Genomic DNA, 23,754 nt, shown 5'->3' with positions numbered 1-23,754 from the left:
TTTCCCCACTGAACGATTTTATTATTTAAATCAGCTGGAAGACCGAAGACCGAAGACGGAAGACCGGAGACTGAAGTGTCTCTTGTCTCTTGTTTCTAGTCTTCGCTCTTGATACTAACATCTTGATAAATAATACTTAACACCGGTCTTCAGTCTCCAATCTTGATACTTAAGTCTTGATACTTGATACTACTCTTCTCCAGTCTTCAAATCATAATTCACCATCCAACCGATGCCGAATTTGTCTTCGAAACTGCCAAAATAGGCTCCCCAGAAGGTTTTTTGGTAATCCATTTCCACCGATCCACCTTCAGAAAGTTGATTGAATATTTGCTCTCCTTGTTTCTTTGAATCTGCGTTAATCGAGACATAATTATGGTTTCCTTTGATCCAAATTTGCCCCATGCTTGGGCTGGTGTCACTGGCCATAATTTTTAGGCCTTCAGCGATTTTGAGGCTGATATGCATGACTCTGTTTTTCTCATCTTCGGGTAGGTCCATTCCAGGGGCCTCGCCGAAATAGCTGATTCCGCCTTCGAATTCACCTCCGAGAACAGATTGATAAAAGGTCATGGCTTCTTCGGCTTTGCCGTCAAAGTTGAGATAAGGATAGATGTCCATAGTGCGTTGAGATTAGGTTGAAATTAATTTGGCTGGTTTATACTTTTTTGACCAAAAGACGATCAATGGAGTAATCAAAATGGTAGGAAGAATCCAGAGCAACCAAACCGGAAACCATTCTGGAAGCGCTGTAAGATTTACTACCAAAAAAGCGGTAGCGGAAGCAATAAATCCACCCCCTAGGCGCTGCAAGTGCTTTCGGATATAAGCTTTATTGTCGGATGGAGTTTTGGAAGCTGTCCGAATATCCTGAATTGCCATCACGAGTCCTATAGAAGCGAATACGACATAGACAATTCCGAAATAATTCCCCTCAATTAAACCCTTAGCACCTAGATAGATCAGGATAGACCCCGAGAGAAGCATGCCAATTTGAAGCATTCGGTCGATCGGGTGATTGGACAAGGTGCTCTTGGTGGAAATAATTCTTGCCCCAGTTCCAACCAAGTAGATTGTAAAAATTCCCACCAAAAACAGAAAGGTGTTTGGGTGAAGTATGGCCATCGCTAACGATGTAAACCCGGCCAACATCATCCCGAAAATGAACACCTTTCCTAAGGTGTGATGCCTTCGATCCCCTTTTCTTAAGATGAAAACCAATATCCCACACATAAGCCCAATTGAACCTCCTGATATGTGGAGAAATAGAAGGATTTTGAAAAATGTTTCAGTCATTCTGAAGTAACAAAATATTGTTAGCTAAGATAATAACGATCCAGCCTAAATGCCAAGAGACTTAATAAAAGACCTATTCCCACCAGAGAAAAAGCCAGATAAAGTTGCGAATGGGATACCGGGATAGATAATAGATTAATAATCAGGCCAGTAAGCCAAATCCCATGGCCAATCCACGTTCTTTCTGATTTCGTTCTCAATGAATTTATGGGAAAAGTTTCATCGATCAAGGGTTGGAAATAGTCTCGATACTGCCAAAGCAAGTATAGATTCATCAACAAAAGAATGGCTAGTACATAGGGCGTTCCTGCCCAGTTTTGCGAAACAGTTACCATGAGGATATTCAAAATCATTGGCAACAACATGATGCTTCCTATGAGCTTGAACCGTGTGGTAAGTAGCATGAAACCAATTGTGATCTGGCAAATGGCAATAAATTCTGCAAAAAGCCCTAATTCGTATTCTGCCAAACGCTCGACGAGCCAAGGCGGACCAATCCATCCGATAAATCTGTGTCCTGCGTAAAGTTTGACCATTCCGGCACCCCAAAAGGTGAAGCCTAGAAAAACGGAAATTAGTTGAGGAATGATTTTTTTCATTTTTTACAAAGTCGAGTGGAATTGAGTGGAAAATCCTCGGTTAAGTAATGTGCGATTTTCGAAAAAGTTACAGACTTTCTTGTTTTCTGTTTAAAGTTTAATTCTAGGCAGGATAGATTTCGTACTTTCTCTTTATTTTGGCAGTAAATCAACCTTTTTTTAACAAACTATGTCAGCAAGCGATCTTGGAGTAGGAAGCAAAATTGGCCATCCGAAATTTGGAACTGGAGTCATCGTCTCTGTAGATGAGACTTATTACAAAATTTATTTTTCCTCCTCGGAGGAAGTCAAAACTTTGGCAAGGGATTATGAAGGATTTAGTGTGGTGGAAGCTAAAGCACCTGACTTTCCTATGCTCAGCATGAAAGATGTGGAAAGAGCGATTCGGGAAGCGTTGATTGCTACTTCAGAACGGGCACCATTGATTCCTTTGGGTGGAAAGTGGATGGGAGGTACATTAGTAATCGAGCCTTCTGACAAAAATCTTCAGACAAAGGAAATCCCAGTCGAAACGTTCTTTCATAAAATCGTCATGGTGCGTGAAAAGCTTCGAGTACTTGAGCAAAATATCAATAACCATCCAAAGTTGGACGACGAAGATCGGGTCAACTTGCAGCAATACATCACGAGATGCTATGGTTCATTGACGACTTTCAATGTGCTTTTTGCCTACAAAGAGGATCAGTTTAAGGGAAGCGGGAGGGACTAAGTTCGTGACGGACTTAGTTTTTGGTGAGAAATCCAGAGATTAATAGGATCTCATCTTGAACTTCTTCTTTAGCTCTCCAACAGAATGTTTGAAGCCCGAGTCGGTTTCGATCATGTCGTTCACAGTCTGAACGGCATGAATTACCGTACTGTGATCCCGGCCCCCAAAGTGGTATCCGATGGACTTGAGCGAGTGATTGGTAAACTCTTTGGAAAAATACATCGCAACTTGTCTGGCGATTACTATTTCTTTCTTACGGGTTTTGGCCTTAAGATCTTCCAGCTGAATCCCGAAGTATTCTGAAACTGCCTTTTGGATAAAATCAATACCAACTTCAGTTTCTATGTCTTTGATGAAGTTTTTTATGACCGTTTTCGCAAGTTCAAGGCTGATTTCGACCCGATTGAGCGACGCATGGGCAATCAAGGAAATCAGGATACCTTCCAATTCACGAACGTTGGTATCCACGGAATAAGCCAAATATTCCACCACGTCATCGGGGATAATGATCCCCTCGGATTCCATCTTGCGACGAATAATTGCAACACGGGTTTCGAAGTCCGGCATTTGCAAATCTGCGGTCAAACCCCATTTAAATCTAGAAAGCAGGCGTTCTTCCAAGCCCTTCAGATCCCTAGGAGGACAATCCGAAGTCATGATGATTTGCTTCTTATTCTGATGCAGGTGATTGAAAATATGGAAAAACATTTCCTGTGTCCTGTCTTTTCCGGCTAAAAATTGAATATCATCGATAATTAGCACATCCACTTGCATGTAGAAATTGGTGAAGCTTTTCACGTTACCATCTTTGATGGAGTCCATGAATTGATTCACGAATTTTTCTGAAGAGACATAAAGTACAAACTTATCCTCGGGACCGTTTTTGATTTCATTTCCGATGGCCTGAACCAAGTGAGTTTTTCCTAAACCAACTCCTCCATAGACCATAAGTGGGTTAAAAGAGGTGATTCCGGGTTTGGTAGCTACTGCAAATCCAGCTGATCTGGCTAGACGGTTACAATCTCCTTCGATATAAGTGCTGAATGAGTAGGTCGGATTCAGGTTGCTTTGCGTCAGCATGTCTGCATTTAGCGATTGCATCTGAAAGGGAGTCTTCACTTCAGCCTGTTCGAAAGGCTTCTTACCAGGAGCATTTCCTTGAGGAAAAGACACTACATAAGGCTGATTGTTTGAATTGCCTTTGTCTACGACTACGGCATAGTCCAAGCGACCATTTTGACCTAAAGTATTTTTGATGGCAAGTTTGAGCACCTGCACATAGTTATCCTCCAACCATTCGTAGAAAAATTGGCTTGGAACCTGAATTGTGAGGCTAGAACCCTCCAGTTTAATAGGATGGATTGGTTTAAACCAGGTCGAAAAGCTCTGCTCGTTGACGTGTTGTTCAATAACACGCAAACACTCATTCCATACGGCGCTAGCTTCCAAACTCATTTAGAAAAATTTTCAGATTGTAATCCTGGATTCCCTGACGATTGCAAGGGGGTCAAATTTGTGGAAAATTAACTTAAATAAAAAATCAAATAAGGCTTGAAAAAGTCAATTTTTAGAGAATTTTTGCAAGCTTCAGAATAATGTTTGGCAGAAAATATCATTCCAAATTGTTTCTTTTATAAAAAATAATTTGATAAAAATTTTCAATGGCTATAAAGTGAATCCCCAGTTTTTAACATTATGTATTGAATGTTAGACTGTTAGGATTTTCGGGTTTAGAAAAGCTTTTGAATTACATTTCTAACTGACAATTCCCCTGTCATTCCTTATTTTTGACTTAATCCAAATACAGGATTTAATAAACCCAATTATGATAAGAGATCTTTTTGAAGACTTCCCATCAACAAGTAAAGAGGCTTGGAGAAGTCAAGCTATTCGAGACTTAAAAGGAAAAGATTTTGACCAAAGCTTAAATTCTTTGCTTTGGGATGAAATTGAAATTCAGCCTTTTTACACCAAAGAAGATCTTTTCGATATCCGAAAATTTCCGGAAAACACTTTTGAAAGTGCGCCGGAGGTCACTGGTCTTCCTTCCAGAAACTGGGCAAATCTAGTGGCGGTTTATCCATATACTACCAATAAACAAGTATTGAATGCTTTGGAAAATGGTGCGACTGGCCTCATTCTCCATTTGCAGGGAAATGAAACTCTTGAGGAATTGCTGAAGGGAGTTTTGCCCGAATACATTTCTCTTTTGATCAAGCCAACAGGAGATCCCTTAACAGCTTTGAAGTCTTTTTTGGCTTGGGCAAAAGAAAATGGAGCTGATGAAAACATCCTCACTGGTGGTTTGCTTTGGTCTCCAATAGACTTTCTTTTTGATGATGGGAAAAGTTGGGGTGAAATGATTTCAGTTTTGAAAGACATACTGTCCATCTGCCCAAAGTCACCAAACTTCAAGGCCTTTCATTTCAATTTTAGCCGCTACTCCGAATCAGGGGCAACGGGTTTGGACGAATTGATTTTTGGTTTTGGAGAAGTGGTGGAATTAATCGCCCAATCCGAAATTGACCCGAAAGTGCTATTCGAGAAAAGTGGGTTATATACTGCAATTGGAGATTTGCATTTTCCTGAAATGGCCAAATTGAAAGCAATTCGACTATTTGCTGTAGACCTTGCACGCCAATATGACCTTGAGCTTAATCCCCCAGAGCCCTTTATTTTCGCCAAAACATCAGAATGGTCCAAAACCACATTGGATGCCCACACCAATCTGATTAGGCAAACTTACGAAGCCATGGCAGCGGTATTGGGTGGTGCAAATGGAATTTGGGTAGTGCCACTACAAAATCAAAATGCATCAGAACTTGAGCTTCGGGTCGCCAGAAACGTTTCTTCGATTTTAATTCATGAATCTTATCTCGACAAAGTACTTGACCCTGCTGCCGGCTCATTTTATTTGGATTTTTTGATTTCTCAAATCATGAAAAAAACGAGAGCTGGACTTCAAACTTTGGAAGAGAAAGGTGGATGGAAGGCTTCATTTGAATTAGGTGAAATCCAGCAAAAAGTAAAGCAAAGTCGAGTAATTCAGCAAAATCAAGTTCTCTCCGGAAAAGTTGGCAAAATCGGAGTCAACAAATTTCCAGCTTCGCAAAAATTGAAAAACGATCTTGAGTTTCTCCCGATTACTGAAAATGGAAATGAATTGAAGCCAAGTCGAGCTTCTTATTTGGTCGAACTTCAAAACCAGACAATTGCATGAGACCCGACTTTAAAAATTGGAAAATAGGGCAAGCTGACTCTGTAGCAGAAGGAAAGCAAACTGTTTGGGAATCCCCGGAGCAGATTTCGATTCCTGACCGGTTTGATTCTGAGAATTTCGAAAATTTACCCCATATGGGCTTTGCTGCCGGAATTCCACCATTTCTCCGTGGGCCTTACAGTACGATGTATGTACAGCGGGCTTGGACGATCCGACAATATGCCGGATTTTCTACCGCAGAAGAATCCAATGCTTTTTACAGAAAAAACCTAGCCGGAGGACAAAAAGGACTTTCTGTTGCTTTTGATTTAGCGACGCATCGGGGCTATGATTCAGATCATCCACGAGTTCAGGGAGACGTGGGTAAAGCCGGAGTCGCCATTGACACGGTGGAGGATATGAAGATCCTTTTTGATCAGATTCCATTGGATCAGATGTCTGTATCCATGACCATGAATGGGGCGGTGATTCCAATTTTGGCATTTTTCATCGTAGCAGCCGCAGAGCAGGGAGTGAAGCCCGAACAGCTTTCTGGTACGATTCAGAATGACATTTTGAAGGAGTTTATGGTGCGAAATACCTACATCTATCCACCTCAGCCGAGCATGAAGCTGATTGCGGATATTTTTGAATTCGCTTCGCAAAAAATGCCCAAGTTCAACTCCATTTCCATCTCAGGCTACCACATGCAGGAAGCAGGAGCGACAGCGGATTTGGAATTGGCGTACACACTCGCCGATGGGCTGGAATACCTTAGAACTGGAATCAAAGCAGGGCTGGATATTGATGATTTTGCTCCAAGGCTTTCTTTCTTCTGGGCCATAGGAATGAATTACTTCATGGAAATCGCCAAAATGCGGGCAGGTCGATTGCTTTGGGCGAAGATTGTAAAGCAGTTTAATCCCAAGGATCCCAAATCCCTTGCCTTGCGAACGCATTGTCAGACTTCGGGTTGGTCGCTGACCGAGCAGGATCCCTTCAATAATGTCACTCGTACAGCCATTGAAGCGCTGGCCGCAGTGATGGGACATACACAGTCACTCCACACCAATTCACTGGATGAGGCGATTGCCTTGCCAACCGATTTTTCTGCAAGAATCGCCAGAAACACGCAATTGGTACTGCAGGAGGAAACAGGAATTACAAAAGTGGTGGATCCATGGGGCGGTTCATATTATGTGGAGTATTTGACGGATCAGTTGGTGCAGCGAGCCTGGAGTTTAATCGAGGAAGTGGAGGAATTAGGAGGCATGGCTAAGGCAATCGAGACCGGCCTTCCAAAACTTAGAATCGAAGAAGCGGCGGCTAAAAAACAAGCAAGAATTGATAGCGGACGAGATATCATCGTCGGTGTAAATCGCTATCAGGTCGATGAAAAAAGTGAAATTGAAGTTCGTGATGTGGACAATCAGGCTGTTCGAGATTCTCAAATCGAACGGTTGAAAGCAGTGAAGTCCAAAAGAAATCCAGCTGAGGTGGAAAAAAGTCTGGAGGCAATCACGAATGCTGCCAAATCGGGAGAAGGTAATTTGCTGGCCTTGGCAGTAGAAGCAGCGCAAAAAAGGGCTACTTTAGGGGAAATCTCCGATGCGATGGAAAAAGTATTTGGTCGACACAAAGCCCAAACCCAAGCGATCTCAGGAGTATATGCAGCAGAAGTGAAAAATCAGGACTCTTTCAAAAAAGCACAGGAATTATCAGACCGCTTTGCGGAGGTTGAGGGTCGTCGTCCTCGGATCTTGGTAGCAAAAATGGGGCAAGATGGACATGACCGTGGTGCAAAAGTCATTGCTACCGGTTTTGCGGATTTGGGTTTTGATGTGGATATCGGGCCACTTTTTCAGACTCCTCAGGAAGTAGCCGAGCAGGCTGTCGAAAATGATGTTCATATCGTCGGAGCTTCGTCTTTGGCTGCTGGCCATAAGACTTTGGTCCCTCAGTTGATTGAAGCATTGAAAGAACTGGGACGTCCTGACATCATGGTAGTAGCCGGTGGGGTGATTCCTCAGAAGGATTATGATTTTCTATTTGATGCGGGTGTTTCGGCTGTTTTTGGGCCGGGAACAGTGCTTTCAGAGGCGGCAATAGAAGTTTTGCAGAAGTTGATGAAGGAGTAGTTAGTTATTTTCAAATACGCTACTTTGCCAGTAGATTGAAATTTACTGGTAAAAATTCTGAGGAACGATTGATTTTGGATACTTCGGTCTTCGGTCTTCCGACCCCTTGACCAATGGAAATTCGCTTACTGGCAGGATTCCTTATATACATATTTTTCACTTTTAATTAAGTTTAATTAATACTTTCCATAAACTTCATTTGCTCCCAAAATGGTAAGGCTCTTGTCTTAATCTCTGCACCTAATTCGATGACGAGTGGATTTTCCGGATCAAAAATCGGCCATTCAGGAAGTCCTTCGCCGTTTGGATTTCCTGTTTTTACGAAGTTTACCCAATAGGCTGACATGATTTTTTCCAAATCAAAATCCTCCTGTTCAAATGGCCTGTTCCAGTTGCGAAGGGTATGAAGTGCATAGCTAAATTCAGCGGAATGGAATGCTCCATAATTGGGTTCGCCTGGAGGAATTCGAGTGAAATAATATAAAAAGGCGTCTTTCTGTCCTTTCTTAGATTGCATCCTTGCCCAGGTGTAATTTTGGAAACCGAAACCAAGTAGGCCTATTGTTTTCAAAGTCTCTTGGAGTTCAACTTCATTTCCAGCAGGGAATAATTGCAAGTATTCTCCAGCCCGGCCTCCATATTGTTTTTCGGCATTTGCTTTAAATTCTTCCGGTGAGGATGCTTGATTGCCCGAAACTCGATCATCGGCATTCCAACCTGTCAGAAGAGGAACATCGGAGAATTTACCTTCCTCAAATGCTTGTCTCACACTTGGAAGAACCTTTCCATCGAACACAGGGCCATATCTTCCAGGGATTTTAATGAGGCTGTCCGGCGAGATTTTTCTTAGATCCGCAAGTGATAAGTTCATTTGATCTGTAAGTTCTTTTCCCCTTTCCTCTGCCCCTCTAATCCCAGTAACCAATCCATTATTTCTTGTAAATATTCCTCCGCTTTGGGCGATAGCTTTGTGGAAAAGTCCTTTTGCCTTTGGGGAAACCACCAGGGCATTTACACTGAAAGCGCCGGCGGATTGACCGGCTATGGTAACATTATCAGGATCTCCGCCGAATGCTGCAATGTTCTTTTTTACCCATTCCAATGCTGCAATCTGGTCCAAAATACCATAGTTCCCGGATGTTTGATCAGGGTTTTCGGAGCTAAGTTCTGGATGAGCCAAAAAGCCTAAAATTCCAACACGGTAATTAATATTGACTACGACAATTCCTTTTTTGGCTAAGTCTTCTCCATCGTAAAGTGGTACTGTACTGCCTCCTGACCCGAATCCTCCTCCATAAATCCAGACCATTACTGGCCGTTTTTCATCAGCTTTGTCCGCAGCTGTCCAAACGTTTAGATACAAGCAATCCTCTGAAATAGGTTCTTTGGGAATCAAAAACTCTTCGGACCAGGCAAAGAAAGGAACTGGTGGTTTTTGCATCGGAGAAGCTGGGTTTTCTGTGCAGGTTTTGATGCCATCCCAAGGTTGAACTGGCTCAGGTCCTTTCCAACGAAGATCTCCTAGTGGCGGTGCTGCAAAAGGAATCCCTTTAAAGATTTTCACTTGCCCAGTTGAATCCGTTTTTCCGGAAATCAATCCACCTTCAACAGCTACTGATTCAATTGAAATAAGTGAAGACTTTTCTGTTTTTCCGCAGGAGAAAAACAGAAAGCTCATCGCTAAAATCTGTGTAAAGAGTGTAATTTTCACGGTTATTGAGTTTTGAAGCTGTAGAGATAGGGAGCTTTATGACTTTTGCCTGTGAATAATTTTTCATGACGGTCCAAAATATCCATGCTGAGCATTTTTCGCTGAAAGCTGGTTCTACGGAGTTTTTCTCCCAAAATCGCTTCATACACAGCTTGAAGCTCATTCATGGTAAAGCGATCGGGTAGGAGATTTCCCCCAATTAGTTTTCGATCTAGATTTTCCCGAAGAGTTTGAAGTGCTTTTTCAACAATTGTGCTGTGATCAAAAATCAGTTCCGGCAAATGTTCTATATCATACCAAGCGATAGAATCCGAGATGGCATCTGGCTGCAAGGTGACTTTTTCATGATCTATAAGTGCGTAATAGCCGATAGAAAGAAACCGGTCCAATAGCCAATGACCCCATTCAATAGAATGATTGTTGGCCTCAAAAATCGTCTTCATCACCTCTGGCTGGAAGCGATCTAATGATCCAAACGTGTGAAATTGTTCCAAATAGACATCTTGGAGACCTGTTCTTTCTAATAGTCCTCGCTTTACTGCATCTTCCAAATTTTCATTGCGCTCCACAAATCCTCCCGGAAGAGCAAACCAGCCTGTAGCATGGTATTCCATGAGAAGGATCTTCAATTTTCCTTTGGAAAATCCAAAGACTACAGAATCAAATGCGATGTGAGGGATATATGCTGAGAAATCAGGTAAAGGCATAATGGATTTAATTCTAATCTAAGTAACTAGGAATTTTTGGATCAAGCAATTATAATTGTCTCAGTTTGATACAATGGATCAAAAAGATCAATAAGAAATACCAATAGCAGATTTAAACTTAACTCCATTTTGTTAACCAAAAGGTCGAATATTCGGCTCTTTACTTTTTAGAAAAATCAAGCCTATGCCTTACAACGGTCCGAAGAATATGCTGATCCAAAAAAGCGCCTGATTCTCTTTTTTGATGCCAATAGAGATATCCAACTTCTAGAATTAAATCCCGAGAAAGATAAAAATTCAAATCCCCACTGATTCTGTTTTGATCAAATCTCAACGCACCAACTTCTCCTGCTGACATCCCCATGATCTCGTCAGCGAATTTTAACCTAAGTGATTTCCCATTTGAAAATTCAGCTATAGAAATCGTGGCCTGAATGCGATATCGATATCGGAATGCCCGAAAAAAATATCCTTCATCCGGCAGTCCAGTTTCTAAATCCAAGTTTTTGTAAAACCTGGCTTCTGTTCGGATTCGCTGTTCAATGGGGACTTTAAAAATCTTGGTTTTGAAAGTCGCATCTAGATGAGGGCGACGTTCGGGCCATTCAAAATCTTCATTGTCCAATCTGGCAATTCGATGGTGTAAGAATAAACTCATGCCAGTAGAAGAATCCCAAGATTCTCCCAATGACCGATGAAGTCTGCCTCTTACAAGAAATTGATTTTGGCTGAAAGGATCAACCTGATGTCTTTCTTGAATTTCGGTTACTGTGTACCAGTTTGAATCAATCGGAACTGTAAAAAAATACCCGTACCACACTGCTTTTTGAGAGGTGGTTTGACTAAAAGTCGCTTGGTTAAATCCCAAAAAAGCGATTAGAATTCCAAGGTAAAAGAAGACAGATTGATTCATGGCGGTATGCTAGACCGCAAAAATATAAAATCCTACAATTCCTATAGGGAATATATGGATATATATTTTTTAATTCACCAGAATTGCCTTCCCACCTTCACAGGTCACTGACTTTGGGGAAGCTACCAGCATACAATCTGAGATGACATTGTTTTTTTGATTGTATTCAGCCTGAAGTTTGGTGTATTGGGTGACCAAATCCAGAAATTTCTGCTCAATACTCTGATGATAAGCGATATACTTAATTGGACCTCCGCAGGCTTTACTTCCCATTGGAGTAAATCTCCATTCGGAAGAATTCGTGCAGGTCACAGATTCTGAAAGGGCCTGAATTTCTTTGCCCAGTTCCTCCAATTCTCCCAGTTTATAAGTTTTTTCTGAGGTATCCTCACAGCTGAAGCTTGCGAAAAGAAGCAATCCGATTATCCAAAGTAGATTTTTCATAGGTAGTTTGATTTTTACTCATGAACGAAAAGAGGAATCCAATAGCTACAAAAGATTCTCGACATTTTTTGGATATCCTTTAGCCCATGAAAAAAGTTACATGGTACTCATTATAATTTTGAGTCGAATAATATTCCATTAGGAGAGTTTTTCGATCAGAATTCTGGGAGTCGATTGTTTTTTTCAAAAGCCAATCAAAGGATTCAAAATCGGTTTTTGGAATATCCATGATTACTTTTTCTGTCGAACCAGCAGGATTAGTTACAATGTCTTTTGATTCACGAAACCGAATATCTACAGTCGTGAATTCGTGTCCATTGAGATTCCGTCCATTTAGGATTATTTGGTGAACAATCTTGGGTAGGTGTTTTCCGGTTTGATCTCTTTCAGCCATAATATTAAAATTTACATTATAATCTAGGATTTCGATTTGTCCGGAAATCAATGGGGTTTCTTTTAAAGGTTCAACTGGCATGTTTTATTGAGTTTTGGTTCTACTATTGGTTGAGGGTATGTCTGGATTTTCTAAGATTCTTACTTAAAGTTGAATATTATTCAGATCAGTAAAATACCCAGTTCTGGGTATTTTTTAAACGAAGCACTTATTTTTCAAAGATTACATTTCCATCCACAATTGTCATTTCGACTTTGGTGGTATGGATGTCCATAGGATTTATTGTGAACAAATCCTGAGAAAAGACAATCAAGTCTGCAAGGTGACCGACTTTGATAAGTCCTTTTCTGTTTTCCTCAAAACTCGAATAGGCTCCCATTGAAGTGTAGGCCTTCATCGCTTCGTAAATGCTGATTTTTTCGGCAGGAATCCATCCATTCTCAGGAAAACCTGAAGGATCACGACGGTTGACAGCGACGTGAATCCCACGAATTGGATCGAGACTGATGCAGGCGGGCCAATCAGAACTGAAAACCAATTGAGCGCCACTTTCCAGAATCGACTTCCAGGCAAAAGACCAAGGCAAACGTTCTTCTCCGATTGCTTTTACCCAAACTCCCACTGTGCCAGGATCAGCATGAATGGGTTCCATACTCGCCAGGATCCCGGACTTTGCAAATCGTGAAATGTCATCGGGCGATATGGTTTCGATGTGTTCGATTCGATGTCTTCTCTCGCGAGGTGGATTTTCTTCAATTGCTTTTTCATAGGCTATAAACACCTCCCGTACTCCTCGGTCACCGATAGCGTGAGTGTAAAGTCGAATACCCATTGCGTCGAGATGTTTTACTAAAGTCTTGTATTTTTCCTCGGTGATATTCAGCATACCAAGTGCTAATTCGTCATCTGAAAGCAGATCGGAATAATGCTCCAGCATGGCCGCTGTGTGAGATTCTATGACTCCGTCGATCATGAATTTGATGGCGTCAGCCCGGATCCAAGAGTTTTCGGTGCCTATGCTATCCTTTAAAAAATTGAAGCGAGCAAGTTGGTCTAGGGAAGTTTTTTCTCCTACGGAAAAAGAAGCAGCATAACGGACGGTCAGTTCTTCTTTTTTCAGCAAGTCTAGATAAAGATTTAACTCTTCCTCAGATCCACTGGCATTCTGCATGCTGGTGATTCCAAGGGAGGCGGCAAGTTCCATTCCTTGTCGGAGCGCCTGAATCTTGTCTTCATAAGTTGGTGCAGGGACAAGATTTCCCACTAATCCCATAGCTCCTTCTTTGAGGGCTCCAGTAGGATTTCCATTGGAATCTTTTACCACATCTCCGAAACCCTCGAAAACTGTTGCTGATGATATTCCAGCCATTTCCATGGCTTTCGGATTGGCATAGGCACTATGGCCATCGTAAGCACGAAGGAATACCGGCTTATCAATGTCAAGAGCCTTCATGGTTTGATGATCAGGCATACCAGATTCAAAGTAGGTGTATTGCCAACCTCGACCGGTAATCCATTCTTTTTCAGGATTGTTTTTATTGAATTCCTGAGTTATTGAAAGGACCTGCTCCAATGAAGATGTGGCCAATAAATCTACGTGGGTCAAACCCAATGATCCACCAAGAAAATGAATGTGAGCATCGTTGAATCCTGCAGTGACGAGTTTTCCTTGTAGATCGATGATTTCTGTTTCTGTGCTGCCTAAAGCTAGAATTGATTCCGAAGAGCCTAGCTGGGTTATTTTATTTCCGGTGATAGCCATAGCTTCCACAAAGGTGTCAGCGCCTTCTCCAGTCCAGATTTTACCATTCGTTAGAATTAAAGTAGGCGGTTCGGAAGTAGGTTTGCAATTCAAGAGAAAAAGCGAGATCAGTGAAAAAAGGAGAAGCCTTCTCATTTCATTAAATTGGTTATGTAAGGATTGATCGAAAAACGAAGAGGCTGTCTCATAAGTACCGATTGTCACATTGAGCGTAGTCGAAATGTAGCCTAATTTACTGGAAATGGCCTTCGTACTGCCCAACTCTCGTTGGTCAGGTGCTCAGGCTGACACCGAGAAGCCTTTTGAGACAGCCTCTTCTTTACTTCTGCAAATGATTATTCCGCCGTAGTTGGGTCAATAATGGTTTTGACTTCTGCTACGGAATTGGATGGAAAACCTCCTTGCCGGGCATGTTCTCTGACCATCTCTTCATTTGGAGCAATGTAAACGCAGTAAATTTTATCCCCAGTGACATAGCTTTGAAGCCATTGAATCTGAGGTCCCATATTACTTAGCACTCCGCAGGAAGTCTGCGAAATTCCTTTCAATTGTTCAGTGCTGAGTTTTCCCGCTCCGGGAATTTCTCGCTCGATTACATACTTCGGCATTTTGGGAAATGATAACGCTGCTTATTCAATCGTCTTTCGGTTTTTTGATTTAATTGTTGAATTCCGAAGTGAACTTATATAAAACTAAATGAAAATATTTAAAAATCAGAAGGTTAAGAATTGACTTATTTAATATCCTACAGTTGGATTCATGTTTCGAATCGCTGTGATTTTCCATTTACCATTGTGGCTAATTACCATAAAACTACTCCACATTTTCCGCTCATTTCCATCGGGGGTTTTAATGGTATATCGGCAATCTACTAACGCAATTTCGTCAGCCAGAAATTTAATTTTATCTATTTTAAGGATTCGACTTCCAGGATTGCTTTGGGTGCTGTTTTGCATTCCTTTTAGAGACTCAGTTATTCCATTTCTCCATTCTCCACTTGATACCAATTGATCGATGTCTTCTGTCAAAATACTTTTAAGTAAAACGGTATCCTGTGTTTCCCTTGCTTGAGAATATTGGTCGATCAATTGGTGGATTTTGACTGCATCTTCTTTTTGTTCTGTTGTGATTTGAGAGAAAACCAGATTGGGGATGAAAAACAGGAAGAGGAGTAGGGTTTTCATTTTTTTATAAATTGAGAGGGAAGAAAGTTAATGAAAAATCAGTGGATGTTTTGGGTGTCGTTTTTATCGGTTTCCATGTGCTAAAAATGACAAGTAAACGGGAGCCGAATGGCAAAAAAAGTATTTGACCAGCCCAATTAATGTAAATTAGGCTGGTTAAGCAGCGCAAATACTGTTAATTAGGCGGTTTTCTTAGAATTTACTAGTTGAAAAGTTGATAAGAGGTCGTTTTTAATCATTCAAAAAATGAATAGGTAAGTTTCACCTAGCGAAATAAAAAAATCTATCTACCTCTTTGCCAGTAGATCAAAATGGCCTCGACTTCCCGCCACGGCGGACAAGCTGCTCGGCCACCGGATTTCAGGTTATTAAAGGGAGGGGAGGTATATGCGGCGCAGCCGCATATACCTCCCCTCCCCTAAAAGCAAAACTAACGGACACCGAGCGAAGTCGAGGTGAAACTTAATAAAATTTAGCTACTGGCAGAATTGCGGATATACATATAGAAAAATTAATCAAATTAATATTTACATTTAACTATGAGAAAAATTACGATCCTTTATGTTTTTAGCCTTATTTTCTTGTTTGGGTGTAAGGAAGAAGAAAAACCTGATGGACCTTATGGTGTATATGTTGCAGAATCTATTTCTACAGCTATTCCTGTAGATTTTACGAATTCAGGTGAGCAAAGCACCGAGCACGTAGCTAATTTTACATGGTGTGGTAATGGAGAATTTTCTATAGAATGGCGTCTGAATAGGCAAACCCCTATCATGGATTTTGACACGTTCATGTTTTGGGATCGCGTAGATGAAATTACAAAAGAGGTGGAAATTATTAGGGGATGTGGATTCTCACGGAGGATTGTAGCGCTCAAAGAAAATGGCGAGGTGGAATTGAAATATTTCGGTGACGAAGAAAGTATTTCGAATAACCCAAAAAGATTTCTTAATCAATTTGAAGTAAAAAGTTTAGAATATTTTCCAGGCGATAAATCCATTCGGATGGTGACTGACCAACAGCTGTATGACTTTTTTTCCGAAGAATATGTTGAAACTGAAATAACCTATTTGTTTAACTATGCGGGTCCTTTTTTAGCTTACCAATAAGACAAAGAAAAAACCACCTGTCTCCAAGTGGTTTCTTTCAGTCTTGTCTCTTGTCTCTCGCTTCTTGCCTCTTGCCTCTAAAATCTTGATACTAATGTCTAGCTACTTGATACTGTTTTAAACCACATCTTCCCCTCTCAACCTTACCACTGCACCATCGAGAATATCTCCGATGCGGATTTGGCAGGCAAGTCGGGAAGTAGGAAAGTATTCCGGTAGGTTTTCCAGCTGATCCAATTCTATGTCAGTCGCGTGACCAAGTGCGTCTTTACCTTCCAAAATTTCAACATGGCAGGTAGCGCAAAGGGCCATTCCTCCACAAGTCGCCAAAACGGGGTATTCAGATGCCTTCAGGATTTCCATCAGGCTGAAACCCATGTCATCGGGGGCTTCGATTTCTTGGCGATTGCCGTCTTGGTCTTCTACAGTAAATTTGATCATGGCTGGGGTTGGGGTGATTAGAATGCGTTTACTCCGTTGACGGTGGTGTATTTGAAGCTCAATTTCTGATCTGGATACACGTATTTGAAAGCTGAATGCATCATAATTGCTGCCTCGTGGAATCCACAAAGGATCAGCTTCAATTTGCCTGGATAGGTATTGATATCTCCGATAGCATAAATCCGCTCCACTCCGGTGGAGTAATCACGTGTGTCTACCTCAATAGCATTTTTGTCGATGCTCAATCCCCAATCTGCGATCGGGCCAAGCTTTGGACTCAACCCAAACAGTGGGATAAGATAGTCAGCCTCCAAAACCATATCCTGCTTGTATTTATCTTCAAGGATTACCTTTTCAAGTTTTTCGTCTCCGGTTACTTCTTTCAAGTTTGCAGAAAGGATCAAATCGATTTTGCCTCGGTTTGCCAAGTCAAAAACCTTTGCCGCGGAATCCGGTGCACCACGGAAAGTTTCATTTCTGTGAACAAGGGTTACTCGTTTGGCAACTTTGGCCAAGTAAATGGACCAATCCAATGCTGAATCTCCACCACCTGCAATTACTACATTTTTGTCTCGGAAAGTTTCCGGATTTTTCACCATGTAGGTGATTCCTTTACCTTCAAACTTTTCCAGATTAGTCAAAACCGGCTTTCTTGGCTCAAAGCAACCCAAGCCGCCTGCAATGATAATTACCTGTGCATGGACATGGGTTTTATCACTTGTAGTGACAATAAAACTTCCATCGGCTTGCTTATCCAAATGATCAACACGCTCACCAAGGGTGAAAGTTGGTTGGAATGGTTTCGCCTGCTCCATCAAGTTGTCGACCAAATCCTGCGCTTTCACCTCAGGATATCCAGGGATATCATAGATCGGTTTTTGAGGATAAATCTCCGACAGCTGACCTCCTACTTGAGGAAGGGCATCGATCAGATGGCAACGCATCTTAAGCAATCCTGCTTCGAAAACAGCAAACAGCCCTACAGGGCCGGCACCGATGATGCAAAGGTCAGTGTGGATTGTGTTTGTGTTCATGGTTTTTGGGTTTTAACCCATGTAAATTCCAAAATGTTCGTACAAATATAATTAGTATGCTAAATACTTTTATTCTTCTAAATTTTGACTGTCTAAATTCTGGTAAATAGTATCCAGAATGCGCTTAAACTCTTCAAAATCTCTTGATGTCAGGTTTTCCCATGCCTTTTCCCGGATTTCCAGGATTTTCGGTTTGAGTTCACTTACTTTTGCCAGACCCGTTTCTGTCAAATGAAGTTGAAAACTTCTTCTGTCCTGAGGATGTGGCACTCGGTCCACATAACCTTTTTTGCAAAGCAAGTCAATGATTCGTGTGAGCGTGGGGTGGTCCTTGAAAACAAGATTGGCCAATTCCGTTTGGCTTAACAGTTCGTTTTCGGAAAGGTTTTTCAAGACTAGCCATTGATCTACAGTGACGTCGAATTCGCCTGTCTTAAACTGATGCTGCGCGTATTGCTTTACCTTTCGCGCCGTGCGATCGAGGAGGAAAGAATACTTTGCAAATAGTTCCTGTGTCATACCAATAGTTAGTATGACAAATATATAAATAATATTTATTCTGATTTTATACTCTACAAATATTATAGGGTATGTAGAAAAATAGTATTTGTTAAAAAAAAATTCGTGAGTAAAGAGAAAATCCGGAAACAGGATTTTGCTATTCCGCAAGAAACTTGTGAACAAAACTGATTGCCATGGCACCTTCACCAACCGCAGATGCTACTCGATTCATAGCTCCTGATCGTACATCTCCTGCCGCAAAAATACCAGGAATGGACGTTTCCAGAAGTAGTGGTTCTCGGTCTTTTTTCCATGATTTTTTGAATTCAGTAAGCCCCAAAAGATTTCTTCCCGTTACGATAAATCCCTTTTCATCCAAGACAATCCCTTCATCAAGCCATTCTGTCATCGGCTTGGCACCGATAAATATATACAGAGCATCAGCATGGAAATTCTTAATCTCATTTTTACTCAAGTCTCTAATGTCAAGTCCTTCTAAATTGGAATCTCCATAAGCCTTGACAATTTCCGAATTTCCCAGAACTTGTATGGTGGGAGTTAGCGAAATCTGTTCAATCAAATAGGAAGACATAGTGGATGTCAACGAATCTTTCCGAATTAGAATCGTCACAGATTTTGCAAACTGGGAAAGATACATCGCTGCTTGGCCGGCAGAGTTCCCTCCTCCGACGATAAATACATCTTTTTCTTTGCAGGCTGCAGCTTCCGTGTTTGCTGCGCCATAATATACTCCAGCGCCATTGAGTTCAGTCAAACCTGGTTGATCCAATTTTCTATAGTCGACCCCGGCGGTAAGCACAACTGCTTTGGTAGGGATTTTTTGTCCGTCAGCGAGGTGGATGATTTTGTAGGTGCCCTGCTGTCCAATAGCTTTTACTTCTCCAGGAGAAATAAACTCAGTACCGAAGCGCTTGGCTTGTGCCAAAGCTCTACGGGTCAATTCAGCACCACTTAATCCCGTCGGAAAGCCGAGGTAGTTTTCAATTCTTGAGCTTGTTCCAGCCTGTCCGCCCGGAGCCTTTCGCTCAATAAGCAAGGTTTTCAATCCTTCCGAACCGCCATACACTGCCGCAGCCAAGCCTGCCGGTCCAGCTCCAACGATGACTACATCATAGGTTTCTTCCTTTACTGCTTGTTGGAGTCCAATCGACTCTGCCAGTTGGCTCAAGGTTGGTTTTTGGATAATTTTTCCATCGGGAAAAAAGACAATTGGCAGGCACTCCGAGTTGAAATTATTGGATTCCATCAGCAATTTGCTCTCGGGATGATTGGGAAAATCAATCCATTGATATGGCACAAGGTGGCCCGATAGAAAATCTTTTATCGCATGTGAAACAGGTGAAAACTGAAATCCGACCACTTTTATCCCTTTGAATTCAGGGCGGAAGTCAAATTGCCAATCATCCAAAAGCTCATCCAAAACAGGAAATAATTTTTCCTGAGGCGGATCCCAAGGTTTACTTAGGTAGTAATCCAACTGTATGTGATTGATTGCTTTGATCGCAGCATTGGTGTCGGAATATGCGGTCAACAGCACCTTTTTTGCTTTTGGGAAAAATGGTTTTGCTTTTTCCAAAAAGTCAACTCCCTCCATCTCCGGCATCCGTTGATCGGAGACGATCAGTGCGAGATCGGTTCCCTGATTTTTGAGGTCGGTGAGCAACTCCAAGGCTTCTTTGGCAGACGAAGTACTCAGGAGTTCGTAGTCTTTTCTGTATCGGGACTTCAGATCTCTGCTAATGGAGCGAAGTACCTGAGGATCATCGTCCACTATGAGGATTACAGGATTTTGCATTAGTCTTTTGGTAATTCTATTTTGAAAATTGTCCGGCCGGGTTTTGAATCCACCCGAATGGTTCCACCGTGTTTTAAGACAATTTGATTAACAAGATCCAAACCCATTCCCGTTCCCTTTCCGATGGCTTTGGTGGTGAAAAATGGATCAAAAATTTTCGATTTAATTTCATCTGGAATGCCTGTTCCATTGTCAATCAATTCAACGCAAACCTTGCTTTTTTCGGGAATCAGGTTTATTTCAAGAGTTGGATCGGATGTAGTTTCCATCGCATCAATACTATTGTCGATCAAGTTTGTCCAGATTTGGTTGAGTTCTCCGGCATATCCGCAAATGAATACTTCCATTTCGGGTTTTTCAAACAAGACTTTAACTTTAGAATCCTTAATTTTATGAGCTAAAATTGCCAAAGTATCTACGATCCCACGAACCAAATCTACTTCACCTTTTTCGGGAGCTTGGTCCATGTGGGTATAGGATTTTACCGCTCCTATTAGTTTTCCTATCCGTTCAGTTCCAGTTAGGATATTGTTAATCAATGCTTGACTTTGAAGCAGAAACTGGATCCATCCCAGCCAAACAGGAAGCGCATCAGGTTTGATTTTTTCTACCCACAGGCTGATTTCTTCCTGATTGATTCCAAAGTCGCAAAAAACTTCTGCGGTTTCGTCGGCATCTTCTATTCCCCAGTTTTCAAGTCTGTCTACCCATTCCTTTTCGAGTCTACGAATGTCCAAAGCTTTCATCTCCTTGGGACGGTTGGACTTTTTCCACTTTTCGATAGCTTCAATCAACTGATGCTTTTGTGAAACATCTAATCCTGAGCATATTAGAGAAAAGTTGCTCATATTCTCAGACTGAAAAAGCCGATGAAGCTCTGCGTTATCCCGATTGATTGAAGCTATTGGGTTGTTTAGTTCATGTGTCAAACCAGCCGAAAGTTTTCCAAGTGCGAGCATCTTCTCGTTTTGTAGATTTTGTGAGGTGAAGCTGCGAACACGTGAGACCATGAAATGCACGAATTCCTCGGTTAATTCTGGGTTTTGATGGATCAATTCCTGAATTTTTGATTTGGGATAGCTGAGAATTTTCGCCTGACTGGTGATTTCACCATACCCGATGGATTTCTGGGCTCGAGAATAGGGGAGGTATCCTAGAATTCCTCCTTTTTGATATTGGGCAAGGGATCTTTTATTTCCTCCTTGAAAATAATATAAATCCAGAGAGCCCTCAAGGAATATATAGATCCACTCGATGGGTTGGTTCGGTTCAAATAGAAATTCCCCCTCTTGGAGAGATCTGATTTCTGAATTTTCAAAAAGCCATTTTAATTGCCCGTCAGGGACATTGGAGAACTCTGGGATACTTCGCAAAGTCTGGAAGGCAACAGTTGGTGAAACACCCATTTTTTGTCCGTTTTAAAATTAAAAATTCACCTATCAGCGCCCTAGTGCTTTCTGCTTTGATCGGTTTGCGATAAAAGTTTATCCAAAATAAGGATTGTATCTCTTTAATTTTACCACGAAATGGAAAAAATAAAGTTAAATGAAGGATTTGCGTTTGATCTTTAAGTGAATGGGTTCAATTCTGTATTTTTGGCGAGGAAAATTTCCTAAAGCTTAACCCACCCTTTATTCAACCCTTAACACAAATGAATTGGAATTCTGTCATCGACAAGGCACTCGAAGTCTTGCGAACTTCTGACCGTGGATATGTCCTAATGGACATGTATAACAATATCCTTACACCGGAAGAAGCAGCATTTAAAAAAGTCCAAGTGACCCCTTACAACGCTTTGAAATTTATTACCACTCAGTTTTCAGCTATGGGGCTGGATATTTCTGATAAAAATGTGCGGATCAAGCTCATTGCCTTACTGGAGGAATTTGAGCGACTCCAAAAAGAAAGAAACAAATAGGAATTTCCTCTTTTTTAAATTTTGGAATAAACAAAAAAGGCGACCAAGGGTCGCCTCAAGTATCTTTATGAGACTAGTGATTACTTAGCGAAAGAAGCTTTCAAAGCCTCAACGTCTACGTTTCTGATCACAGGCTTTGCGCACAATTGCTTGATTTTGATCACGCGAGCGGTCTGACCTTGTCTTTTTCTTTTCAGTTTTCTTTTTAATGTGGTTACTGCCATGGTCGTATATGTTTAAATTTTTGAGTTCAAAACGAGGTGCAAAAGTAAGTAAACAATTTATTACTGCCTACAAAACTTCCTATTTTATTCCAGAGTATTAGCGGGAATTAGTCAGGCATTTGGTGATTTTTAAATAAATTTGGCATTCATTCACCAAAAATCACTCATGCAAAAGCCGAGTTTGCCAAAAGGTACCCGAGATTTTGGACCCATGCAGATGGCCCGAAGAACCTTTATTTTGGACACTATCAAGGATACTTTTCAACTTTTTGGTTACCAGCAGATCGAAACTCCAGCGATGGAAAACCTCAGCACTCTAACTGGGAAGTATGGAGATGAGGGAGATCAACTTCTTTTCAAAGTGTTAAATAGTGGGGATTTTTTGAAAGATGTGAATGCCTCTGATTTAGAAAAGGGTTCAAGTTCGGTATTGAGTAAAGTCTCCGAAAAAGGCCTTCGTTACGACCTCACTGTTCCATTTGCCCGCTATGTCGTGATGAATCGCAATGAGTTGACTTTTCCATTCAAGCGATTCCAAATCCAGCCGGTGTGGAGGGCAGATCGTCCTCAGAAAGGTCGCTACAGAGAATTTTATCAATGCGATGCCGATGTGGTCGGGACAGATAGTTTGGTTTGCGAAGCTGAAATCGTCTTGATGATCCGACGTGTTTTTGAGAAGTTGGGACTGAGGGATTATAGCATCAAAATCAACAATCGAAAAATACTTACAGGAATTTCAGAGGCAATAGGAGAATCTGGAAAAGAAGGCCCGCTATGTGTAGCAATTGATAAGCTGGATAAGATCGGCTGGGAGAAGGTGAAAGAAGAATTGACCCAACGGGGGTTTGGAAATGAATCATTGGAAAAACTCGCTCCTTTAGTCGCATTGCAAAGTGATCTGAACGGTAAGTTTGAGTTTTTGAAACATTTCTTGAGGGATTCTGAAATGGGTTTAAAGGGAGTAAAGGAATTGGAAGAGACATTTGAGATCCTTAAGCAAATGGGAGAGAACCTAGACCACATTGACTTCGATATCATGTTGGCCAGAGGACTTACTTATTATACAGGTGCGATCTTTGAAGTGAAAGTTCACCATGTATCTATCGGATCGGTCAGTGGGGGAGGGCGATATGATAATCTAACTGGAGTTTTTGGGCTTTCAGGGGTGTCTGGGGTCGGTTTTTCATTCGGAGTAGATCGCCTTTATGATGTGATGGATGAATTGAATTTATTTCCGAAAGAAACTCACACGAGTACTCGATTGCTGCTGACGTATTTTGATCAGCAGGGATTTCAGTATGCCTTAGGGTTGCTCAATCAATTTCGTGATGCAGGAATTAAAACCGAGATCTTTCCCAATCAGGCCAAGATCCAAAAGCAGTTTGATTTTGCCAATAAGAAAGGGATTCCTTTTGTGGGTGTTTGCGGCGAGGAAGAAATCAATTCGCAGCAGATTGCTGTCAAGAATATGAATTCCGGTGAACAGACTAAATTGACGATCCCAGAAGCCGTCCAAAAACTTACTTAATCGACTCGAGGAATGGACTTTCTTGATTAGAAAAATGTTACATCAAAAATTTATATGGATATACGCAATTCTGCCAGTAGCCAAATTCTATTTAGTTTCACCTCGACTTCGCTCGGTGTCCGTTAGT

At 41.4% G+C, this 23,754-nt stretch carries 24 protein-coding genes; 6 read left to right on the top strand and 18 right to left on the bottom strand.

Annotated features, from left to right (window positions below):
• Positions 1 to 189: 189 nt before the first annotated feature.
• From ACK4HU_RS08515 to ACK4HU_RS08505, 3 genes are read right to left on the bottom strand one after another with little or no spacing between them, the layout of a single operon-like run.
• Positions 190 to 621 carry a VOC family protein gene (locus ACK4HU_RS08515; RefSeq protein WP_409805519.1) on the bottom strand — a complete coding sequence of 144 codons (432 nt, stop codon included), beginning with the start codon at positions 619 to 621 and terminating at the stop codon, positions 190 to 192.
• A 12-nt stretch (positions 622 to 633) separates the two neighbouring features.
• On the bottom strand, positions 634 to 1,296 hold the full coding sequence (locus tag ACK4HU_RS08510; protein WP_409805516.1) for a hypothetical protein: 663 nt from the start codon (positions 1,294 to 1,296) through the stop codon (positions 634 to 636).
• 20 nt (positions 1,297 to 1,316) lie between these two features.
• Complete coding sequence (locus ACK4HU_RS08505; protein ID WP_409805513.1) at positions 1,317 to 1,895, bottom strand: hypothetical protein; 579 nt, start codon at positions 1,893 to 1,895, stop codon at positions 1,317 to 1,319.
• Positions 1,896 to 2,064: 169 nt separating this feature from the next.
• On the opposite strand from ACK4HU_RS08505, the gene ACK4HU_RS08500 reads away from it, so the two are divergent.
• Positions 2,065 to 2,604: a hypothetical protein gene (locus ACK4HU_RS08500; RefSeq protein WP_409805510.1), complete on the top strand. Its 540-nt coding sequence runs from the start codon at positions 2,065 to 2,067 to the stop codon at positions 2,602 to 2,604.
• Between the two features lie 39 nt (positions 2,605 to 2,643).
• Here ACK4HU_RS08500 and dnaA read toward each other — a convergent pair whose 3' ends face one another.
• On the bottom strand, positions 2,644 to 4,059 hold the full coding sequence (gene dnaA, locus ACK4HU_RS08495) for a chromosomal replication initiator protein DnaA (protein WP_409805507.1): 1,416 nt from the start codon (positions 4,057 to 4,059) through the stop codon (positions 2,644 to 2,646).
• A 370-nt stretch (positions 4,060 to 4,429) separates the two neighbouring features.
• Here dnaA and ACK4HU_RS08490 point away from each other — a divergent pair, with 370 nt between their 5' ends.
• Positions 4,430 to 5,824 (top strand): methylmalonyl-CoA mutase family protein, encoded by a 1,395-nt coding sequence (locus ACK4HU_RS08490; RefSeq protein ID WP_409805504.1) that lies wholly within the window; start codon positions 4,430 to 4,432, stop codon positions 5,822 to 5,824.
• Complete coding sequence (scpA, locus tag ACK4HU_RS08485) at positions 5,821 to 7,941, top strand: methylmalonyl-CoA mutase (protein WP_409805501.1); 2,121 nt, start codon at positions 5,821 to 5,823, stop codon at positions 7,939 to 7,941. Before ACK4HU_RS08490 ends, scpA begins: the two co-directional genes overlap by 4 nt.
• Before the next feature lie 172 nt (positions 7,942 to 8,113).
• Here the strand turns inward: scpA and ACK4HU_RS08480 are convergent, their stop codons facing one another.
• The 8 genes from ACK4HU_RS08480 to ACK4HU_RS08445 form a co-directional block, all read right to left on the bottom strand.
• Positions 8,114 to 9,652 carry a carboxylesterase/lipase family protein gene (locus ACK4HU_RS08480; protein WP_409805499.1) on the bottom strand — a complete coding sequence of 513 codons (1,539 nt, stop codon included), beginning with the start codon at positions 9,650 to 9,652 and terminating at the stop codon, positions 8,114 to 8,116.
• A gap of 2 nt (positions 9,653 to 9,654) precedes the next feature.
• The gene (locus ACK4HU_RS08475) at positions 9,655 to 10,359 is read right to left on the bottom strand and encodes an NUDIX hydrolase (RefSeq protein WP_409805497.1); all 705 of its coding nucleotides are present in this window, start codon (positions 10,357 to 10,359) and stop codon (positions 9,655 to 9,657) included.
• Positions 10,360 to 10,519: 160 nt separating this feature from the next.
• A complete protein-coding gene (locus ACK4HU_RS08470) occupies positions 10,520 to 11,272 on the bottom strand; it encodes a DUF2490 domain-containing protein (RefSeq protein ID WP_409805494.1) in 753 nt (250 codons plus the stop codon).
• A gap of 69 nt (positions 11,273 to 11,341) precedes the next feature.
• Positions 11,342 to 11,716 (bottom strand): hypothetical protein, encoded by a 375-nt coding sequence (locus tag ACK4HU_RS08465; protein ID WP_409805491.1) that lies wholly within the window; start codon positions 11,714 to 11,716, stop codon positions 11,342 to 11,344.
• Between the two features lie 79 nt (positions 11,717 to 11,795).
• Positions 11,796 to 12,191, bottom strand: coding sequence for a hypothetical protein (locus ACK4HU_RS08460; RefSeq protein WP_409805488.1), 396 nt, complete (start codon positions 12,189 to 12,191; stop codon positions 11,796 to 11,798).
• Positions 12,192 to 12,318: 127 nt separating this feature from the next.
• Positions 12,319 to 14,007 carry an amidohydrolase gene (locus ACK4HU_RS08455; protein WP_409805485.1) on the bottom strand — a complete coding sequence of 563 codons (1,689 nt, stop codon included), beginning with the start codon at positions 14,005 to 14,007 and terminating at the stop codon, positions 12,319 to 12,321.
• 200 nt (positions 14,008 to 14,207) lie between these two features.
• Positions 14,208 to 14,480 carry a DUF4242 domain-containing protein gene (locus ACK4HU_RS08450; protein WP_409805484.1) on the bottom strand — a complete coding sequence of 91 codons (273 nt, stop codon included), beginning with the start codon at positions 14,478 to 14,480 and terminating at the stop codon, positions 14,208 to 14,210.
• Between the two features lie 129 nt (positions 14,481 to 14,609).
• Positions 14,610 to 15,056 (bottom strand): SgcJ/EcaC family oxidoreductase, encoded by a 447-nt coding sequence (locus tag ACK4HU_RS08445; RefSeq protein ID WP_409805481.1) that lies wholly within the window; start codon positions 15,054 to 15,056, stop codon positions 14,610 to 14,612.
• A gap of 539 nt (positions 15,057 to 15,595) precedes the next feature.
• Between ACK4HU_RS08445 and ACK4HU_RS08440 the strand changes: the two genes are divergently transcribed.
• Positions 15,596 to 16,165, top strand: a complete 570-nt coding sequence (locus ACK4HU_RS08440; protein WP_409805478.1) for a hypothetical protein — start codon at positions 15,596 to 15,598, stop codon at positions 16,163 to 16,165.
• Between the two features lie 117 nt (positions 16,166 to 16,282).
• On the opposite strand, the gene ACK4HU_RS08435 is transcribed toward ACK4HU_RS08440, so the two are convergent.
• The 5 genes from ACK4HU_RS08435 to ACK4HU_RS08415 all read right to left on the bottom strand — a co-directional run bounded on the left by ACK4HU_RS08435 (position 16,283) and on the right by ACK4HU_RS08415 (position 21,363).
• Positions 16,283 to 16,606 carry a 2Fe-2S iron-sulfur cluster-binding protein gene (locus tag ACK4HU_RS08435; RefSeq protein WP_409805475.1) on the bottom strand — a complete coding sequence of 108 codons (324 nt, stop codon included), beginning with the start codon at positions 16,604 to 16,606 and terminating at the stop codon, positions 16,283 to 16,285.
• Positions 16,607 to 16,623: 17 nt separating this feature from the next.
• Entirely contained in the window at positions 16,624 to 17,640 is a 1,017-nt protein-coding gene (locus ACK4HU_RS08430) for an NAD(P)/FAD-dependent oxidoreductase (protein ID WP_409805472.1), read from the bottom strand.
• A gap of 69 nt (positions 17,641 to 17,709) precedes the next feature.
• Positions 17,710 to 18,159 (bottom strand): MarR family winged helix-turn-helix transcriptional regulator, encoded by a 450-nt coding sequence (locus tag ACK4HU_RS08425; protein ID WP_409805469.1) that lies wholly within the window; start codon positions 18,157 to 18,159, stop codon positions 17,710 to 17,712.
• A 139-nt stretch (positions 18,160 to 18,298) separates the two neighbouring features.
• On the bottom strand, positions 18,299 to 19,957 hold the full coding sequence (locus tag ACK4HU_RS08420; protein ID WP_409805467.1) for an FAD-dependent oxidoreductase: 1,659 nt from the start codon (positions 19,955 to 19,957) through the stop codon (positions 18,299 to 18,301).
• The gene (locus ACK4HU_RS08415) at positions 19,957 to 21,363 is read right to left on the bottom strand and encodes an ATP-binding protein (protein ID WP_409805464.1); all 1,407 of its coding nucleotides are present in this window, start codon (positions 21,361 to 21,363) and stop codon (positions 19,957 to 19,959) included. Before ACK4HU_RS08415 ends, ACK4HU_RS08420 begins: the two co-directional genes overlap by 1 nt.
• Before the next feature lie 245 nt (positions 21,364 to 21,608).
• On the opposite strand from ACK4HU_RS08415, the gene ACK4HU_RS08410 reads away from it, so the two are divergent.
• On the top strand, positions 21,609 to 21,875 hold the full coding sequence (locus ACK4HU_RS08410; protein WP_409805461.1) for a hypothetical protein: 267 nt from the start codon (positions 21,609 to 21,611) through the stop codon (positions 21,873 to 21,875).
• 80 nt (positions 21,876 to 21,955) lie between these two features.
• On the opposite strand, the gene ACK4HU_RS08405 is transcribed toward ACK4HU_RS08410, so the two are convergent.
• On the bottom strand, positions 21,956 to 22,099 hold the full coding sequence (locus ACK4HU_RS08405; RefSeq protein ID WP_409805459.1) for a hypothetical protein: 144 nt from the start codon (positions 22,097 to 22,099) through the stop codon (positions 21,956 to 21,958).
• A gap of 166 nt (positions 22,100 to 22,265) precedes the next feature.
• Between ACK4HU_RS08405 and hisS the strand changes: the two genes are divergently transcribed.
• Positions 22,266 to 23,627, top strand: a complete 1,362-nt coding sequence (gene hisS, locus ACK4HU_RS08400) for a histidine--tRNA ligase (RefSeq protein WP_409805456.1) — start codon at positions 22,266 to 22,268, stop codon at positions 23,625 to 23,627.
• Positions 23,628 to 23,754 lie beyond the last annotated feature (127 nt).

Origin of the sequence: Algoriphagus sp., from assembly GCF_046296635.1 — a bacterium.
Taxonomy (GTDB): domain Bacteria; phylum Bacteroidota; class Bacteroidia; order Cytophagales; family Cyclobacteriaceae; genus Algoriphagus.
The sequence above is the reverse complement of the archived record's forward strand: the minus strand, read 5'-3'. Positions and strand labels throughout refer to the sequence as shown.